Source organism: Streptomyces sp. NPDC002463 (assembly GCF_042889835.1).
Lineage (GTDB): Bacteria > Actinomycetota > Actinomycetes > Streptomycetales > Streptomycetaceae > Streptomyces > Streptomyces nymphaeiformis.
Genome location: NZ_JBIARL010000002.1, coordinates 98,344 through 116,040, shown reverse-complemented (window position 1 = coordinate 116,040; position 17,697 = coordinate 98,344). Strand labels below are relative to the sequence as shown.

Sequence of the window (17,697 nt, the reverse complement as noted above, 5' to 3'; positions counted from 1 at the left end):
GTCCGTCGTACTCACCCAGGGACGACACCGGTGCGTGGCGGGTTCCTGCAGGTGGCGCGGGCGGGCAGGCTGTGACAGAACGCGCACATTCGTGCAGGTCTCAGCCGCGGGGGCGCAGGCCCTCCATGACGGCGTCGACGACGCGCTCGGCGAGGTCGGGCTCCAGGGTGGCGCCGGGCCGGATGACGGTACGGAGGAGCAGGGGGCCGGTGAAGAGGTCGTTGACGAACTCGACGTCGAGGTCGTCGCGGATCTCCCCCAGCTCCATGCCGCGCCGCACCGTGTCCAGGCCCATGCGGCGGCGGGGTTCGATGACGGTGCTCTGGTAGGCGTCCCACAGCTTGGGATAGGCCTGCATCTGCGAGAACACGCTGTGGAGCAGGGCGGAGGACCGCTTGGCGAGGCCGCGCTGGCGCAGCATCTCCAGGAGCATGACGAGGTCGTCGCGGACCGAGGTGCCGGTCAGCACCGGTTCCGGGGGCTCCACGGAGCGGAGCAGCTCCACGAAGAGCTCCTCCTTGCCGGGCCAGCGGCGGTAGATGGTGGCCTTGCCGACGCCGGCGGTGCGGGCGATCCGCTCGATGGACAGCTCGGCGAGCGGGACGCCCTCCTCCAGGAGTCCGCCGACCGCGTCGAAGATGGCCTGCTCCACGGCCTCGGACCGCGGCCGCCCCCGCCGGACCGCCTCCGGCGGGGCGGGCCCGTCGTCGTGGGCTTCGGGGATCCCGCCTTGCAGGGACACGTGCGCTCCGTCTCGTCCGGGTACTGCCTGTCGCCCCCTGATTCTCTCCCGCACCCACCCCGTCGTGGGCAATCGTTCCGCTGGGGCGATCGCCCGCACGGGGAGAGCGGGGCACCGCCCCGGAGCCCGACCTGCCGGGGCCGGGATCAGCCGGCCGGGGTCGGGGCCTGGGTCTGGTCGGTGGCCGGGCCCGGGACCGAGGCCTGGCCCGGGGTCGTGGGCTCATCCGCGCCCCGGCCCGGGAGGAACACCGCCACCACCACCGCGCCCGCCAGGCCGATCGCCGCCGAGGCGAGGGCCGTCACGTGCATCGCGTCCAGGAAGGCGGTGTACGCGGGAGCGACGAGGTCCTTGCCCGACGGGCCGAGTTTCGACGCGATCGCGAGCGTCGCCTCGATGGATTCGCCCGCCGTGTCGCGCAGGGCCGCCGGGACGCCGCCGAGGTGGCCCTCGATCTCGCCGCGGTACGTGGAGGACAGCACCGAGCCGAGGACCGCGACGCCCAGCGCGCCGCCGACCTGCCGGAAGGTGTTGTTGATGGCGGAGCCGGAGCCCGCCTTCTCGCGGGGCAGCGCCTGCATGATCGAGACCGTGACGGGCGGCATGATGTGCGCCATGCCCGCGCCCTGGAGGAAGAAGACGACCTCCAGTGCCCAGACCGGCGTCGTGGCGTCGAAGAGGGCGAAGGCCGCGAGGCCGAGGGCGACGAGCACCATGCCGGCGGTGCAGACGGCCCGCGCGCCGAAGCGCTCGACGACGAGCCGGGCCCGGGGCGCGAAGACCATCTGCGCGACGGCGAGCGGCAGGATGAGCAGTCCGGACTCCAGCGCGGTGTAGCCGCGGACGCTCTGCAGGTAGAAGGCGGAGAAGAAGGTCACGCCCATGAGGGCGAAGAAGACGAGCGCGATCGCGGCGACGGCCGCCGAGAACGCGGGCTTCCTGAAGTACGACATGTCGATCGCCGGGTGGTCGCTGCGCCGCTCGTGGAGGACGAAGACGGCGAGGACCGCGACGCCGCCGAGGACGGGCGCGAGGACGGTGACGTCGGTGAAGCTCGCCAGCTCGCCGCCGCGGATGATCCCGTACACGAGGAGGACGAGTCCGACGACGGAGAGCAGCACGCCGGGTATGTCGATGCGGCCGGGCCTGGGGTCCCGGGAGTCGGGCACGAGCCACAGCATCAGGGCGAGGGCGAGGATCACCACGGGCACGTTGACGAGGAAGATCGATCCCCACCAGAAGTGCTCGAGGAGGATGCCGCCGGTGATGGGGCCGATCGCGATGGCGAGGCCGACGCTGCCGGCCCAGATGCCGATGGCCTTGGGCTGCTCGTCGCGCTCGAAGACGTTCATGAGGACGGCGAGCGTCGCGGGCATGACGAACGCGGCGCCGAGGCCCATGACGGCCCGGTAGGCGATGAGCTCGCCCGGGGAGCCGGAGAGCGCGGCGAGGGCGGAGCCGATGCCGAAGACGGTGATGCCGAAGAGGAGCACCTTCTTGCGGCCGAGGCGGTCGCCGAGGAGGCCCGAGGTGAAGAGGAGTCCGGCGAAGACGAGCGTGTAGGAGTTGATGGACCACTCCAGCTCGCTCTGGGTGGCTCCGATGCCCGTGGGCGCGGGCGCGGCGATCGTCTTGACCGCGACGTTCAGGATGGAGTTGTCGAGGACGACGATCAGCAGGCTGAGCATGAGGACGCCGAGGACGGCCCAGCGACGCCGGTGGACGGCCTCGGGGACTCGGGGCCCGGCGGGCATGGCGGGTGCGGTGGACGGCTGTGACATGAGCACCACCCTAGGGCAATTTCGATACGAGACCGTCTCGTATCGAAAGACGGGGGGAAGTCTTTACGTTGCCGCCGTGTGAACAGCGCCACTCCGGCCCACTTCCCCGCCCGCCCGGCGAAGTGCCACCATGGACGTGGTCCGGGGACGCCACAGGGCGCCTCGAGATGACAAGAGGAGCCGTTCACCATGACGCTTCAGGCTGCCCAGAAACCGCCCGCCGACAGCGGCAAGACGCTGTACGGCGGCAAGGGCACGCGCCGCATCACCGTCCACGACATCGCCGCCGCCAAGGTCCGCGGCGAGAAGTGGCCCATGCTCACCGCCTACGACGCGATGACCGCGTCGGTCTTCGACGAGGCCGGCATCCCGGTGATCCTCGTCGGCGACTCGATGGGCAACTGTCACCTCGGCTACGAGACCACCGTGCCCGTCACGATGGACGAGATGACCTTCCTGTCCGCCGCCGTCGTCCGGGGCACCAAGCGCGCCCTCGTCGTCGGCGACCTCCCGTTCGGCTCGTACCAGGAAGGGCCCGTCCAGGCCCTGCGCAACGCCACCCGGCTCGTCAAGGACGCGGGCGTCGGCGCGATCAAGCTGGAGGGCGGCGAGCGCTCGCTGCCGCAGACCGAGCTGCTCGTCCAGGCCGGCATCCCCGTCATGTCCCACCTGGGGCTCACCCCGCAGTCCGTCAACACCATGGGCTACCGGGTGCAGGGCCGCTCCGACGAGGCCGCCCACCGGCTGCTCAGCGACGCCAAGGCGGCGCAGGACGCGGGCGCCTTCGCCGTCGTCCTGGAGCTCGTACCGGCCGAGCTGGCCGCCGAGGTCACCCGCTCGCTGCACATCCCGACCATCGGCATCGGTGCCGGGGCCGGCACCGACGCGCAGGTCCTCGTCTGGACCGACATGGCCGGCCTGACCGGCGGCAAGGTGCCGCGCTTCACCAAGCAGTACGCCAACCTCCGCGAGACGCTCGGCGACGCCGCCCGCGCCTTCGCCGAGGACGTCAACGGCGGGGCGTTCCCCGCCGAGGAGCACACCTTCCACTAGCCACAGCGGTTCCACCCGACAGCCCGCCGACATCCCCCATCGGCGGGCTGTCGGTCATGGCCGGGCACCGTCCCGGTCCGTCCCCGTCCGTACCGCGCCCGTCCCGGGACGAACGGGGACAGGAACACCGTTGTCCGGCGGATCCGGCGTGTGGAACGGTCACCACCGCACACCACGCCCACTCCACCGGAGGAAGTCTTGCGCCTCTCCCCCACCGTCAAGCGCGCCGCCGTCACCGCCGCCGCCGGCATCGCACTCGCCACCGGATTCTCCGGCAGCGCCCAGGCCGGCTCCGGCTACGACTTCCAGAACCCGGCCGGCACCAGCTGCGCCTCCGACGCCTACACCGCCAAGTCCACCGGCCTGTACGCGCAGAACGGCGGCCCCCGGGTCGGCACCGTCCAGCTCCGCTACAGCCCGTCCTGCCGCACCGTCTGGGCCCGCGTCTACTCCGACGGCTCCCACGTGGACGGGTCGACCTTCCGCCAGGAGACCAACACCTACTCCGGCCACTGCATCAGCGGCGTCCTCTGGGACTCGGGCCTCGGCCAGTACTACTGCTACACCCCGATGCTGAACGACGCCGGGTACACCTCGTTCGCCGAGGGCGTGGGCGCCAACAGCTCGAACACCGTCAGCTCCCTGTGGAGCAACACCTCCGCCTACTGACGGCTCCCCCCTCGCCGTCGACAGGTGACCGACAGCCCCGCCGACCGGTGTCGGCGGGGCTGTCGGTCGTCTGTCGGGGGCTTGTCGGTGGCGCCCTGTTCCATGGTGGACATGACGCGATCACACACCAACGCCGTCGAGGTCCGGGGCCTCGTGAAGCACTTCGGCGCGACGAAGGCCCTCGACGGGGTCGACCTGGACGTCCGCGAGGGCACCGTCCTCGGGGTCCTCGGGCCCAACGGCGCCGGGAAGACCACCCTCGTCCGCTGCCTTTCCACCCTCCTCGTCCCGGACGCCGGGACCGCCACCGTCGCCGGCTACGACGTGGTGAAGCACCCCCGCCAGCTGCGCCGCACCATCGGCCTCACCGGCCAGTACGCCTCGGTCGACGAGAAGCTGTCCGGCTGGGAGAACCTGTACATGATCGGGCGGCTGCTCGACCTCTCCCGCAAGGACTCCCGCGCCCGCGCCGACGAGATGCTGGAGCGCTTCTCCCTCACCGACGCCGCCAAGCGTCCGGCCATGAACTACTCCGGCGGCATGCGGCGCCGCCTCGATCTCGCCGCCTCGATGATCGGGCAGCCCGCCGTCCTCTACCTGGACGAGCCGACCACCGGCCTCGACCCGCGCACCCGCAACGAGGTGTGGGACGAGGTGCAGCGCATGGTCTCCGAGGGCGCGACCGTCCTGCTCACCACCCAGTACATGGAGGAGGCGGAGCAGCTCGCGAGCGAGCTGACCGTCATCGACAAGGGCAAGGTCATCGCCAAGGGCGGCGTCGACGAGCTGAAGGCCAAGGTCGGCGGCCGGACCCTGAAGGTCCGCCCCGTGGACCCCGGCCAGCTGCCCGCCATGGCGGCCGCGCTCCGCGAGACCGGCCTCGACGGGGTCGCCGGCTCGACCGTCGTGCCCGACGAGGGCGTGCTGTACGTGCCGATCCTCACCGACGAGCAGCTGACGGCCGTCGTGGCCCTGCTCGGCGCGCGCGGCTTCGGCATCGCCCACATCGGCACCCATCTGCCCAGCCTGGACGAGGTGTTCCTCGCGATCACCGGCCAGAAGACCGCCGACGCCGAACTTTCCGACGCGATCACCGAGGAGGTCGCCGCGTGAGCACGACCACTGTCACCAAGTCCCCCGCGCAGACCGGCGGTTCCCGCCCGGCCGCCGCGCGCACCGCGCCCGTCGCGGAGGGCCGGATCGGCCTGCGGGCCAACCTGCGCCACATCGGCGCCCTGGCCCGGCGCAACGCCCTCCAGATCAAGCAGGACCCGGAGTCGATGTTCGACGCCGTCCTGATGCCGATCATCTTCATCCTGCTGTTCGTGTACGTCTTCGGCGGCGCCATCGCCGGCAAGGGCCACAACGACGTCTACGTCAACTACGTGACGCCCGGCCTGATGGCCATGATGGGCATGAACATCGCGATGGGTGTCGGCACCGGCATCAACGACGACTTCAAGAAGGGCGTCATGGACCGGTTCCGGACCATGCCGATCGCCCGGTCCTCGGTCCTCATCGCGAAGATCGTCGTCGAGGTGGGCCGGATGCTCATCGCCACCGCGATCCTGCTCGGCATGGGCTTCCTGCTCGGCCTGACGATCCACACCTCGGTCCTGCACCTGTTCGCCGCCATCGGCCTGTCGATGGTCTTCGGCGCCGCCCTGATGTGGATCTTCATCCTGCTGGGCCTCACCATGAAGACGGCCCAGGCCGTCCAGGGCATGGCCATGCTCGTCCTGATGCCGCTGCAGTTCGGCTCCTCGATCTTCGCCCCGCCGACGACGATGCCCGGCTGGCTGCAGACCTTCACCGACTACAACCCGCTGTCCAACCTCGCCGACGCGGCCCGCCACCTGATCAACGGCGGCCCGGTCGCCCACTCGGTGTGGATGACCCTCGGCTGGGCGGCGCTCATCACCGTCGTGACGGCGCCGCTCGCGGTCGCCAAGTTCCGCAAGAAGACCTGAGTCCCGACCGGGGGATCATGACTCGGCGCGCTCACTGATCGCGTCGGCGGCGCGACCGAGCAGGGCGGCGGCCTCCTCCGAGGAGAGGCCGCCGCCCTCCGCGCGTGCGGCCTCGAACTCCCCCTCCGCGAGCGCGGAGCGGGTCAGTTCCGTCGCCCGCCGCAGGTTCTCCCGCTCCATGGGCGGCGACAGATGACCGGGCGGCAGCAGCCCCTCGTACGCGCCGAGCAGGACGGCGGCCGTACGGGACGGGGCACCGCCGAGGCCGGCGAGCGCCCAGGCGGCGGTGACCAGGTGGATCGCCGGCATCTGCGGGGCGACCATCAGCGACAGGGCGCCGAGGGAGCGCGCGTACGCCCGCCGGGACAGGTCGAACGCCGCCTCGTACCGCTCTTCGAGGTTGAACACCCAGGCCAGGCTGCCGAGCGTGAAGCCCTCGAAGATCGAGAAGGTCTCGGAGCGGAACTCGTCGAGCAGCCGCTCCAGATGCACCTGCGCCTCGGCCGTCCGGCCGGTCCGGGCGAGCAGCAGCGCCAGGAATATCCGGGCCGCGAGCATCGGCTCGTGACCCCGGCCGTGCTCGCCCTCCACCACCTCGCGCAGGATCCGCTCCGCCTCCTCGCCGCGGCCGGTCTCGATCAGCATGTCGGCGTACCGGGCGCGCAGCAGGGCCATCTGGGACTGGGCGCCGATCCGCTCGGCGTACGCGATGGCGTCGGCGTAGTCCTGGGCTGCGCCCTCGAACTCGAGCCTCCGCTCGCGGGCCTCGGCGCGCGAGGACAGTGCCTCGGCCGCGCCCCAGGCGTCCCCGAGGCGTACGAAGATCTCCAGGCTCTCGTCGGCGTCGGCGCTCGCCCGCTCGGCCAGGTCGGCCCGGTTGGCGAGCATGTTGGCGCGCAGCTGGAGGGCGTTGGCGAGCTCCCAGTCGTAGCCGTAGCGGCGGCAGGCGGAGACGTGCGTCTCCAGGGCCTCGCCCATGCGGCCGGGCTCGCCGATGAGGAGGACGGCGAAGACCGCGAAGGAGCCGGGCAGCCGGCAGGTCTGCGGGAGCCCCGGCGGGTAGACCTCGTTGATCCGCCGCAGCCGCTCGACCCCGGCGGGGGTGGTCCAGCGGCCGGTCTCGTGGTCCATGTTGAGCAGCTCGATCAGCCGCAGTCCGCGCCGCGCCTCCCAGCGCTGCTCCTCGGAGAGCGGCGGGGGCGCGGCGGTGCACGGCTCGTGCAGCGGTACGACGGGGGCGGCGGGCGTCCCGAACGGGTCGGGCCCGAGCGCGACGACGGACTCCGCCCAGTGCAGGGCGTCGGCGCGCAGGTCGCGCATCTGCCAGTACCAGAGCAGCGAGTGGACGAGGACCAGCGCCTCGTCCTCCTCGCGGGCGTCGACGGCCCGGCACAGTGCGGAACGGATGTTCCCGTACTCGGCGCCGAACCGCGCGATGGCCACGGCCTGCCCGGAACCGCGCAGCTCGGGGTCGGTACGGCGGGCGAGCTCGCGGTAGTACGTGAGGTGCCGGCGCTCGACCGCGGCCCGCTCCCCGGCCTCGTCGAGCCGCTCCCCGGCGTACTCGGCGACGGTCTCCAGGAGCCGGAACCGCATCCCGGTCTCACCGGGGGCGGCGACGACGAGCGACTTGTCGACGAGGGCGCCGAGGAGGTCGAGGACGGACTGGCCGTCGACGGGCCGGTCGCGTACGGGCCGGTTCGGGTCGACCTCGCCGGCGGCCTCCGCGCCCGGGCGTGGCTCGCCCGCGGCGGCTCCGTGGGCGTCGCCCTTCTCGCCCGTGTCCTCGCCGGAGGCGCAGACCGCCTCCGCCGCCTCCAGGTCGCAGCCGCCCGTGAAGATCGAGAGGCGGCGGAGGACGGCTCGTTCGGGGCCGTCCAGGAGGTCCCAGGACCAGTCGACGACCGCACGCAGGGTCTGCTGCCGGGGCAGGACCGTCCGCGCGCCCGAGGTGAGGAGCCGGAAGCGGTCGTCGAGGCGGTCCGCGATCTGGCGGAGGGTCAGCATCCGCAGCCGGGCCGCCGCGAGTTCGACGGCCAGCGGGAGGCCGTCCAGGCGCCGTACGACCTCGCCCGCGGCGACCGGGTCGTCCTCGACGCGGAAGCCCGGGCTGACCGCCGCGCCGCGCTCCCCGAGGAGCCGCAGCGCCATCCCGGTCGGCAGCGGGCCGAGCGGCCGCAGCGCCTCCCCCGGGACGCCGAGCGGCTCGCGGCTCGTCGCGAGCACGCGGAGCTCCGGGCAGCGCGCGAGCAGGGTCTCGGCGAGTTCGGCGGCCGCACCGACGAGGTGCTCGCAGTTGTCGAGGAGCAGCAGCATCCGCCGCCCGGCGCAGTGCTCGACGAGCCGGGCGAGCGGGTCGCCGCCGCCGCGCAGCTCCTCGGCTCCGGCACCGCGGAGCACGGTCTCGCGGGCGCCGACGGCCGCGAGGACCGCCTCGGGAACGGCCTCCGGGTCGCGTACGGGCGCGAGTTCCGCGACCCACACGCCGTCCGGCCAGTCGCCGCCCGCCCGCTCTGCGGCCTCCTGCGAGAGCCGGGTCTTCCCGGCCCCGCCGGGCCCGAGCAGGGTGACGAGCCGCGCGCCGCGCAGATCGTCCCGGACGAGGGCCATCTCCTCGTCGCGCCCGACGAAGCTGGTGAGCCGCGCGCGCAGGTTGCCCCGGACGGGAGGACGGTCGGATTCCGGGGCGAGCAGCTCCGCGTGGAGGGCGCGCAGGGCGGGGGACGGGTCCGTGCCGAGGCGGGTGGCGAGGGCGCGGCGGACCGACTCGTACGCGGCGAGCGCCTCGGCCGCCCGGCCGGTGTCCCGCAGGGCGCGGATCCGGAGGGCCTGGAGGGGCTCGTCGAGGGGGTGGGCGGCGCAGAGGGAGGTGAGTTCGGGGAGGGCGGCGTCGGCCCGGCCGAGCGCGAGGGCGGCGTCGAGCCGTGCCCGGCGGGCGTCGAGCCGGCGGGCCTCCCAGCGGGCGACCTCCGCGTCCCGGTCCGGCAGGTCGGCGAGGGCGGGCCCGCGCCAGAGACCGAGGGCCTCGTCGAGGAGGGCCGCGGCGCGTGCGGGGTCGGCCGCGGCCATGCCCTCGACGGCGAGCCGCTCGAAACGGCGGGCGTCCACGTCCTCGGGCCGGGCGTCGAGCCGGTAACCGCCCTCGGCGGACACCACGCGGTCCCGGCCGAGGGCCCTGCGCAGCCGCCCGACGAGGGCCTGGAGCGCGGCGGGCGCGTCGGCGGGCGGCTCGTCGCCGTGCCACACCTCGTCGACGAGGTCGGCCACGGGAACGATCCGGCCGGCCCGCAGGACGAGAACGGTGAGCAGGGCGCGGACCCGGGGGCCGCCGATGGCGACGTCGGTGCCGTCGGGGGTGCGGACGAGGGTGGGACCGAGGACGGAGTAGCGCACGGCCCCATTCTCGCGTGATCCCCCACCAGCCGGGGCGGTGCCCCGGCCCGCCCTCGTGTGGGCAATCGTCCCGCCGGGGCGAGGGGGGTCTCCCCTCGCCCCGGCGGAACGCATGCCCACAACGGCGGAACTCGGTCCGGTGGCGGTACGTTTCCTCGGCACCTGCCCTCCGTACCCCTGGGAGCCCTCGTGATGACCACGGCCGCCGCTCGGCGCCATGAACGGCGGGTCAGTCCCGTCTTTCTGGCGATCCTCGCCGTCATGGCCGTGACCGGCTGGGCGGTGTGGACGGACTTCGCCGCCTCGCCCGGTCTCGCGGTGTTCCTGTTCGTGACCTCGGCCTGGGTCGTGTCGCTCTGTCTGCACGAGTACGCGCACGCCAGGACCGCCCTGCACGGCGGCGACATCACCGTGGGCGCGAAGGGTTACCTGACGCTGAACCCGCTCGCGTACACGCACGCCGTGCTGAGCGTCGTCCTGCCGGTGCTGTTCGTGATCATGGGCGGGATCGGTCTGCCGGGCGGTGCGGTCTTCATCGAGCAGGGGCGGATCAAGGGCCGCTGGAAGCACAGCCTGATCTCGGCGGCGGGCCCCCTGGCGAACGTGCTGTTCGCGATCGTCTGCACGGCGCCGTTCTGGCTGGACGCGCTCGACGGCGTGCCGCTCGCCTTCCGGTACGCGCTGGCGTTCCTGGCGTTCCTCCAGGTGACGGCCGCGCTCCTGAACTTCCTGCCGGTGCCGGGACTCGACGGCTACGGGGTCGTGGAGCCCTGGCTGTCGTACAAGGTGAAGCGGCAGATCGAGCCGTACGCGCCGTACGGCTTCTTCATCGTGATCGCGCTGCTGTTCGTCCCGCAGATCAACAACGCCTTCTTCGACGCGATCGACGCCCTGATGCGCGGCCTCGGGGTGCCCGAGTTCAGCCGGTACTGCGGCTCGCAGCTGTTCCGGTTCTGGGAGGAGACGCCGGAGTTCTGCCGGGTCTAGGCCTCCGCGGCGGCCTTCTCGGCCTTCGCGCGCCGGACGTAGTACCAGGCCATGTTCGAGGACAGGCCGGCGAGGAGGACCCAGACGACGCCGAGGAAGCTGCCCTGGACGAAGGAGACGACGGCCGCGGCGACGGCCAGGGCGCAGACCACGAGGGCGTAGAGGGCGAGGCGGGGCATGGGGTCGGCTCCTGTCCGGATGCGGCGTTTCGTGCCCGTCCAGTGTCCCCCATGCCCCGATCCGCGACGGGACCGGCTCAGATGTCCGTGACCCGCAGGCCCGCGTGCGCCTTGTAGCGGCGGTTCACCGAGATCAGGTTCGCGACGAGCGACTCGACCTGGTGGGCGTTGCGCAGCCGGCCGGCGAAGACGCCGCGCATGCCGGCGATGCGGCCGGCGAGGGCCTGGACGATCTCGACGTCGGCGCGCTCCTCGCCGAGGACCATGACGTCCGTGTCGATCTCCTCGATGGAGGTGTCCTTGAGGAGGACCGCGGACAGGTGGTGGAAGGCGGCGGCGACCCGGGAGTCCGGGAGGAGCGCGGCGGCCTGCTCGGCGGCGGAGCCCTCCTCGGGCTTGAGGGCGTAGGCGCCCTTCTTGTCGAAGCCGAGCGGGTTGACGCAGTCCACGACGAGCTTGCCGCGGAGTTCCTCGCGCAGCGACTCCAGGGTCTTGGCGTGGCCGTCCCACGGCACGGCGACGATGACGACGTCGCTGCGGCGGGCGGTCTCGGCGTTGTCGGCGCCCTCGACGCCGTGGCCGATCTCCGCGGCGACGTCCTGCGCGCGCTCGGCGGCGCGGGAGCCGATGATCACCTTCTGGCCGGCCCTGGCGAGCCGGTAGGCGAGGCCGCGGCCCTGGTCGCCGGTGCCGCCGAGGACGCCGACGACGAGACCGGAGACGTCGGGGAGGTCCCACGGGTCCTTCGGGGCGGGCTTGCTGTCAGTCGTAGTCATGGCCCCGACATTACCGACCGGTCGGGTCCGTCGGACCTCTCCCGTACGGGTTCTCGTACGGGTGGAACTGCCGCGACCCGGCCTCGCGCGGGGCCCTGCTGGGGCAGGATGCGGGCGCATGGATGCCGTACGGGTCGCTTTGCTGCGGGAAGTGCTCGCCGGGACGGAGTGGCCGGCGGCGGCCCGCCGGTTCGCGGGCGCGCTCCGGTCGTCGGTCGTGCCGCACCGGGGCGGACTGCTCCTGGTGGGCACGGAGGAGTACGAGCCGTGGCATCTGGCGGCGCACCTGGTCGACGAGTCCGCCTGGTCGGGGCTGCCGGAGCTGGCGCCGACGCTGGTCCGGCACCGGGTGCGGCCGGGCGCCCCGGCGCATCTGGCGGTGGGCCTGGGGCGCCTGGAGGCGGCGGGGCGCGGGGCGACGCTGCTGATGGTGGCGCCGGAGCGGCCGGACGCGGGGGTGCTCCAGCGGGTGCACGACGCCCGCCGGGCGGGGGCGACCGTGTTGTCGCTCGACGGCGGCGACGAGGAGGTCCTGGGGCTCGCGCACGAGAGGCTCACCGTGGCGGCGGGGGCGGAGGTGGACCTGGACACGGTGCAGCACCTGGTGAGCGCGGCGGCCGGGGAGAACAGCCTGCCGCCCCCGCGGGGCGGGCGCCGTTTCCGGGACCGGCTCTCGGGGCTCGCGGACCGGTTGACGGCCCCGCCGCCGGCCCGCTGGTAGGTCTCTCCCCGTACCGCCCCGTAATTCGGTTGCCCCCTGCATCCGGCGGCCGGAGCATGACCCTTTGTGTCTGCCAAGCTCACCGCCCTGCTGCCCGATCTGGCCCCGTGGCGTTCCTCCCCCGACTTCCGGCTCCTGTGGGTGCAGGGGCTCGTCACGTACTTCGGCAGCGCGATGGCGATGATCGCCCTGCCGCTGCAGATCAAGGAGCTGACGGATTCACCGTTCGCGGTCGGTGCGATGGGCGCGGTCGAGCTGGTGCCGCTGGTGGTGTTCGGCCTGTACGGCGGAGCGCTCGCGGACGCGGTCGACCGGCGGAAGGTGATCGTCTGGACGGAGGCGGGCCTCGGGCTGCTCGCCCTGCTCCTGCTGCTCAACGCGCTGCTCCCGGATCCGATGCTCTGGCCGCTGTACGTGGTGGCGGCCGGGGTGTCGGCGCTCGCGGGGCTCCAGCGTCCGGCGCTCGACTCGCTGCTCGCCCGGATCGTGCCGCACGACCAGCAGACGGCGGCGGCCGCGCTGAACTCGCTGCGCTGGCAGGTCGGCTCGATCGCGGGCCCGGCGCTCGGCGGCCTGGTGGTGGCGTACGCGGGTCACGCGTCCGCGTACGGGCTGACGGTCGCCTGCTTCGCGGTCTCGGTCCTGATGTGCCTCCGTCTGTCCCCCGCGCCGCCCGCGCACGACGCGGACAAGCCCTCGCTGCGGGGCATCGCGGAGGGCGCGCGCTACGCCTGGTCGCGGCCGGTGCTGCTCGGCACGTACGCGATCGACCTCGCGGCGATGTTCTTCGCGTTCCCGAACACGATCTTCCCGTTCCTCGCGGACGAGCTGGACGCGGAGTGGTCGCTCGGTCTGATGTACGCGGCGGGCTCGGTGGGCTCGCTGGTCCTGGGCCTGACCAGCGGCTGGACGTCGAGGGTGCGGCGGCACGGGCTGCTCGTGGCCGGGGGCGCGGCGGGCTGGGGTCTGGCGATCGCGGCGGCCGGCTGGTTCGGGAACGTGTGGCTGGTGCTGCTGTGCCTGGCCCTCGCGGGCGCGGGCGACATGCTGAGCGGGCTCGGTCGCGCCACGATCTGGAACCAGACGATCCCGGAGGAGCTGCGCGGCCGGCTCGCCGGCATCGAGGTGCTCTCCTACAGCGTGGGCCCGCAGCTGGGCCAGGTCCGGGCGGGTGCGATGGCCGGCTGGACCGGCACCCGGGCGGCCGTCTGGACGGGCGGCGTGGCGTGCGTGGCCTCGGTGGGGCTGCTCTGCCTGGCGCTGCCGAAGCTGCTCTCGTACGACTCCGCGACGGACGAGGACTCGCTGCGCCGCAAGGCCCAGCAGGAGGCCTTCGACGGAGCCCGGCCGGAGGCGGCCGGAACCGTCTGACGGGTCCCGGCCGCTTCCGCGGGGGCGCTACTCGTCGTCCGTCCGGTCCTTCCCGGCGGCGTCGTGCCAACGGGGGTCGGTCTCCCACTCCAGGTTCCGCTCGCGGGCGGTCTCCATGGCGTGGGAGGCCTCCTCACGGCTGGCGTACGGGCCGAAGCGGTTCTTCGCCGGGCACTCGGGGCCCTCCTCGACCTTCTTGTGCTCCAGGCAGTAGTACCACTCGCCCGGTTTGCCCGTGGCGCTCTTCTTGAACAGCGGCATCGTCCTCGGCTCCTTCCTTCGGGACCATGCTGCCCCAGACCCGGTCGTTAGACTCGCTGGCATGTCTGGCCAGTCGCTTCTCGTACCGGGGGAGCTCTCCCCCCATCGTTCCGTTCCGGGCTCCATCCGCCGCCCCGAGTACGTCGGGAAGCCCGCACCGGCCCCGTACACCGGGCCCGAGGTGCAGGATTCCGACACCATCGAACGGATGCGGATCGCCGGCCGCATCGCCGCCCGGGCGATGGAGGAGGCCGCCAAGCACATCGCCCCGGGCGTCACCACCGACGAGCTCGACCGGGTCGCGCACGAGTACATGTGCGACCACGGCGCCTACCCGTCCACGCTGGGGTACCGGGGCTTCCCGAAGTCGCTGTGCGCCTCGATCAACGAGGTCATCTGCCACGGGATCCCGGACTCCACCGTCCTGCGGGACGGCGACATCGTGAACCTGGACGTCACCGCGTACATCAACGGCGTCCACGGCGACAACAACGCCACGTACCTCTGCGGCGACGTCGACGAGGAGTCGCGGCTGCTCGTGGAGCGCACCCGGGAGTCCCTGAACCGGGCGATCAAGGCGGTCAAGCCGGGCCGCCAGATCAACATCATCGGGCGGGTCATCGAGTCGTACGCCAAGCGCTTCGGCTACGGGGTCGTGCGCGACTTCACCGGGCACGGCATCAACTCGTCGTTCCACTCCGGCCTGATCGTGCCGCACTACGACTCGCCCCACCACACCACCGAGATCAAGACCGGCATGACCTTCACGATCGAGCCGATGCTGACGCTCGGCACCCACGACTACGACATGTGGGACGACGGCTGGACCGTGGTGACCAAGGACCGGAAGCGGACGGCGCAGTTCGAGCACACGCTCGTGGTGACCGAGAACGGGGCCGAAATCCTTACGTTGCCCTGACCGCTCGAACGGGTAGCGTTTTTACCGACAGGACGTCGGGAACCAGTTGACTTAGGTAAGCCTAAGTAGGCAGGATCGTCACTGGTTCCCGCCCATCGGTCTCGGAGGCACGCCTTGGACACGCCCTTCTCCACGTTGATCCGTACGGCTTCGCACGCGCAGCACACGGAGGCGGAGACCTCGTCCTTCATGGGCGACCTCCTCGGCGGGAAGCTGGCCGTCGACGCGTACGCCCGCTACACCGAGCAGCTGTGGTTCGTGTACCGGGCCCTGGAGGAGGGCGCGGAGGCGCTGCGCGAGGACCCGGTCGCCGGGCCCTTCATACAGCCCGAGCTGTTCCGCACGGCCGCCCTGGAGCAGGACCTCGCCCATCTGCGCGGCCCCGGCTGGCGCGCCGGCGTCTCCCCGCTGCCCGCCACCGCCGCGTACGCCGAGCGGGTCGCCGAGTGCGCCCGCGACTGGCCCGCCGGCTATGTGGCCCACCACTACACGCGCTACCTGGGCGACCTGTCGGGCGGTCAGATCATCCGCGACCGGGCGGAGCGGACCTGGGGCTTCGACCGCAAGGGCGACGGGGTCCGCTTCTACGTCTTCGAGGAGATCCCCAACCCGGCGGCGTTCAAGCGGGGGTACCGGGAGCTGCTCGACGGCGTGGCCGCCGACGACCTGGAGAAGCAGCGGATCGTCGACGAGTGCCGGCGCGCCTTCGACTTCAACACCGCGGTCTTCCGCGAGCTGGGCCTGGAGTACCCCCTCAGCGCGTGAGGGACCCTCAGAGCGCGAGCGTTCCCTCCAGGCGGACCCGGCCGCCCAGTTCCACGATGCCGTCGGGGCCGGGGGCGGTGAGCATCTGCGAGCCCTGCCCCTGAATGATGTTCAGGGCCCGCCCCAGCTGCGCCGTGAGGAGCAGCGCCGCCGCACCGGTCGCCTCGTCCTCGTCGATGCCGTCGCCGCGCCCGGGGAAGCCCCGCGCCCTGACGCGGCCCGCGGCCTCCTCCTCCCAGGCCCAGGCGTAGATCCACTCCCCGGGCTCGGGCACCTCGAGGGCGTCCACCTCGGCGGCGGAGCCGTACTGGCGCAGGGTGCGGGGAGGCGCCCACTCGGCGCGCGCCTCGATCCAGGTGAACTCGCCGTCGCCGCGCACCCACACCTCACCGGCCGGCGGACGGACGACTTCCAGGTCGAGGAGCCAGGCGGCGCCGACGAGCGGGTAGCCGGCGAACGGCAGCCGCACGCCGGGGGTGTAGATGTCGACGATCCCGCGCTCCGGGTCGTCCACGAACACCGTCTCGCTGAAACCGAGCTCCTTGGCCAGCGCCTGCCGTGACGACTCGTCGGGGTGGGTACGGGCGTCCCGTACGACTCCGAGACGGTTGCCGTGCCGGCCGTCGCCCGCACAGAAGACCCGGAGGACGTCGATGTCAGTGGCGGTCGTGTTCATGGCGGAATTCAACCACCCGCCGCACGCCGGCAGGGCCGTACCGCTCTTTCCCCGCGCCCGTACCGGAGCGTAACGAGAATCAGGACAATCCCCCCTCCTTGACCCTCCCTTGACCAAACCGTGAGGTCCCCATGGCGACTCCGTGATCTCACCGTGTCCGGTACGCCCGGCCTGAGAGCTGAATCACTGGACGCGTGGGTATTGCTGAGGTAAGCCTCGGTTAAGTTAGGTCCGCCTCAGTCCGTCCCCCGCGTTCCTGGAGTTCTCATGCGAGCCGTACGCCTCTCCGTCGTCACCGCCGCCGCGACAGCGGCTGCTCTGACCGCCGTCACGGGCTGCGCCGAGAAAAGCGACTCCAAGGCGAGCGACGACGCGATCACCGTCGTCGCCAAGGACGACTCCTGCGAGGTCTCGAAGAAGGAGTTCCCGGCCGGGCACGTGAAGCTGGCCGTCGAGAACCGCGGCTCCAAGATCACCGAGGTGTACGTCCTCTTCCCGGACGACCGCATCGTCACCGAGCGCGAGAACATCGGCCCCGGCACCAAGGCCACCATCACCGCCGAGTTCAAGTCCGGCGACTACTTCATCGCCTGCAAGCCCGGCATGAAGGGCGACGGCATCCGCCAGGCCGTCAAGGCCACCGGCGGCAAGGCCGCCGCCAAGCGCTCCCCCGAGATGGACGCCGCCGTCGCCGTCTACCGCCAGTACGTCCAGGCGCAGGCCGACGCGACCCTCCCCAAGGTGAAGGTCTTCACCGACGCCGTCCGCGCCGGGGACATCGAGGCCGCGAAGAAGGCCTACGCCGAGTCCCGCATCGGCTGGGAGCGCACCGAGCCGGTCGCCGAGTCCTTCGGCGACATCGACCCCAAGGTCGACGTCCGCGAGGACGGCCTGGAGGACGGCCAGGACCCGGCGAAGGACTGGACCGGCTGGCACCGCCTGGAGAAGGCGCTCTGGCAGGACAAGAAGATCGGCGACCGCGAGAAGCAGCTCGCCGACCTCCTCGACAAGGACCTCGCGGACTGGCAGAAGCGGGTCGGCAAGGCCGAGATCACCCCGACCTCCATGGCCAACGGCGCCAAGGAGCTCCTGGACGAGGTCGCCACCGGCAAGGTCACCGGCGAGGAGGAGCGCTACTCGCACACCGACCTCGTCGACTTCAAGGCGAACGTCGAGGGCGCGCAGAAGTCCTTCGAGCTGCTCAAGCCGGTCGCCTCGAAGAACGACCCGAAGCTCGTCGCCGAACTCGACAAGCAGTTCGCCGCGCTGAACACGCTGCTCGACAAGTACCGCACGGACAAGAGCGGCTACGTCTTCACCTCGTACGAGAAGGTCGGCAAGCCCGAGCGCAAGGAACTGTCCGACGGCGTCAACGCCCTGGCCGAGCCGCTCTCCAAGCTCGCCGCCGCGGTCGTGAAGTAGCAGGGGGAAGCA

General features: G+C 72.4%; 17 protein-coding genes. 10 read left to right on the top strand and 7 right to left on the bottom strand.

What is annotated here, in order from left to right:
- Nucleotides 1–100: 100 nt before the first annotated feature.
- Nucleotides 101–742: a TetR/AcrR family transcriptional regulator gene (locus ACFYX3_RS05680; protein ID WP_382661177.1), complete on the bottom strand. Its 642-nt coding sequence runs from the start codon at nt 740–742 to the stop codon at nt 101–103.
- A 146-nt stretch (nt 743–888) separates the two neighbouring features.
- On the bottom strand, nt 889–2,523 hold the full coding sequence (locus ACFYX3_RS05675; RefSeq protein ID WP_389008458.1) for a DHA2 family efflux MFS transporter permease subunit: 1,635 nt from the start codon (nt 2,521–2,523) through the stop codon (nt 889–891).
- A gap of 189 nt (nt 2,524–2,712) precedes the next feature.
- Here ACFYX3_RS05675 and panB point away from each other — a divergent pair, with 189 nt between their 5' ends.
- From panB to ACFYX3_RS05655, 4 genes are all read left to right on the top strand, one after another.
- Nucleotides 2,713–3,576 (top strand): 3-methyl-2-oxobutanoate hydroxymethyltransferase, encoded by an 864-nt coding sequence (gene panB / locus ACFYX3_RS05670; protein WP_116161319.1) that lies wholly within the window; start codon nt 2,713–2,715, stop codon nt 3,574–3,576.
- 198 nt (nt 3,577–3,774) lie between these two features.
- Nucleotides 3,775–4,245, top strand: a complete 471-nt coding sequence (locus ACFYX3_RS05665; protein ID WP_389008454.1) for a DUF2690 domain-containing protein — start codon at nt 3,775–3,777, stop codon at nt 4,243–4,245.
- Nucleotides 4,246–4,347: 102 nt separating this feature from the next.
- Nucleotides 4,348–5,358, top strand: coding sequence for an ATP-binding cassette domain-containing protein (locus tag ACFYX3_RS05660; RefSeq protein ID WP_389008451.1), 1,011 nt, complete (start codon nt 4,348–4,350; stop codon nt 5,356–5,358).
- The gene (locus ACFYX3_RS05655) at nt 5,355–6,215 is read left to right on the top strand and encodes an ABC transporter permease (RefSeq protein WP_389008448.1); all 861 of its coding nucleotides are present in this window, start codon (nt 5,355–5,357) and stop codon (nt 6,213–6,215) included. The genes ACFYX3_RS05660 and ACFYX3_RS05655 overlap by 4 nt, the downstream gene beginning before the upstream one ends.
- A gap of 15 nt (nt 6,216–6,230) precedes the next feature.
- On the opposite strand, the gene ACFYX3_RS05650 is transcribed toward ACFYX3_RS05655, so the two are convergent.
- The gene (locus tag ACFYX3_RS05650; RefSeq protein WP_389008445.1) at nt 6,231–9,608 is read right to left on the bottom strand and encodes a BTAD domain-containing putative transcriptional regulator; all 3,378 of its coding nucleotides are present in this window, start codon (nt 9,606–9,608) and stop codon (nt 6,231–6,233) included.
- A gap of 192 nt (nt 9,609–9,800) precedes the next feature.
- Here ACFYX3_RS05650 and ACFYX3_RS05645 point away from each other — a divergent pair, with 192 nt between their 5' ends.
- The gene (locus ACFYX3_RS05645; protein ID WP_382661182.1) at nt 9,801–10,595 is read left to right on the top strand and encodes a site-2 protease family protein; all 795 of its coding nucleotides are present in this window, start codon (nt 9,801–9,803) and stop codon (nt 10,593–10,595) included.
- Here the strand turns inward: ACFYX3_RS05645 and ACFYX3_RS05640 are convergent.
- On the bottom strand, nt 10,592–10,774 hold the full coding sequence (locus tag ACFYX3_RS05640; protein WP_116161314.1) for a hypothetical protein: 183 nt from the start codon (nt 10,772–10,774) through the stop codon (nt 10,592–10,594). The genes ACFYX3_RS05645 and ACFYX3_RS05640 overlap by 4 nt on opposite strands.
- A 77-nt stretch (nt 10,775–10,851) precedes the next feature.
- On the bottom strand, nt 10,852–11,550 hold the full coding sequence (gene npdG / locus ACFYX3_RS05635; protein ID WP_352024784.1) for an NADPH-dependent F420 reductase: 699 nt from the start codon (nt 11,548–11,550) through the stop codon (nt 10,852–10,854).
- A gap of 118 nt (nt 11,551–11,668) precedes the next feature.
- Between npdG and ACFYX3_RS05630 the strand changes: the two genes are divergently transcribed.
- Together ACFYX3_RS05630 and ACFYX3_RS05625 are read left to right on the top strand one after the other, a co-directional pair.
- Nucleotides 11,669–12,271: a hypothetical protein gene (locus ACFYX3_RS05630; RefSeq protein ID WP_389008440.1), complete on the top strand. Its 603-nt coding sequence runs from the start codon at nt 11,669–11,671 to the stop codon at nt 12,269–12,271.
- Nucleotides 12,272–12,337: 66 nt separating this feature from the next.
- A complete protein-coding gene (locus ACFYX3_RS05625) occupies nt 12,338–13,642 on the top strand; it encodes an MFS transporter (RefSeq protein WP_389008437.1) in 1,305 nt (434 codons plus the stop codon).
- Between the two features lie 27 nt (nt 13,643–13,669).
- Here ACFYX3_RS05625 and ACFYX3_RS05620 read toward each other — a convergent pair whose 3' ends face one another.
- Entirely contained in the window at nt 13,670–13,903 is a 234-nt protein-coding gene (locus ACFYX3_RS05620) for a hypothetical protein (protein ID WP_116161310.1), read from the bottom strand.
- 61 nt (nt 13,904–13,964) lie between these two features.
- Here ACFYX3_RS05620 and map point away from each other — a divergent pair, with 61 nt between their 5' ends.
- Nucleotides 13,965–14,822, top strand: a complete 858-nt coding sequence (map, locus tag ACFYX3_RS05615; protein WP_116161309.1) for a type I methionyl aminopeptidase — start codon at nt 13,965–13,967, stop codon at nt 14,820–14,822.
- 114 nt (nt 14,823–14,936) lie between these two features.
- Nucleotides 14,937–15,587 (top strand): heme oxygenase (biliverdin-producing), encoded by a 651-nt coding sequence (locus tag ACFYX3_RS05610; protein WP_389008433.1) that lies wholly within the window; start codon nt 14,937–14,939, stop codon nt 15,585–15,587.
- 7 nt (nt 15,588–15,594) lie between these two features.
- Here the strand turns inward: ACFYX3_RS05610 and ACFYX3_RS05605 are convergent, their stop codons facing one another.
- On the bottom strand, nt 15,595–16,263 hold the full coding sequence (locus tag ACFYX3_RS05605) for a PhzF family phenazine biosynthesis protein (RefSeq protein WP_389008430.1): 669 nt from the start codon (nt 16,261–16,263) through the stop codon (nt 15,595–15,597).
- A gap of 267 nt (nt 16,264–16,530) precedes the next feature.
- Here ACFYX3_RS05605 and efeO point away from each other — a divergent pair, with 267 nt between their 5' ends.
- Nucleotides 16,531–17,685, top strand: coding sequence for an iron uptake system protein EfeO (efeO, locus tag ACFYX3_RS05600; protein ID WP_389008427.1), 1,155 nt, complete (start codon nt 16,531–16,533; stop codon nt 17,683–17,685).
- The last annotated feature ends 12 nt before the right edge of the window (nt 17,686–17,697 follow it).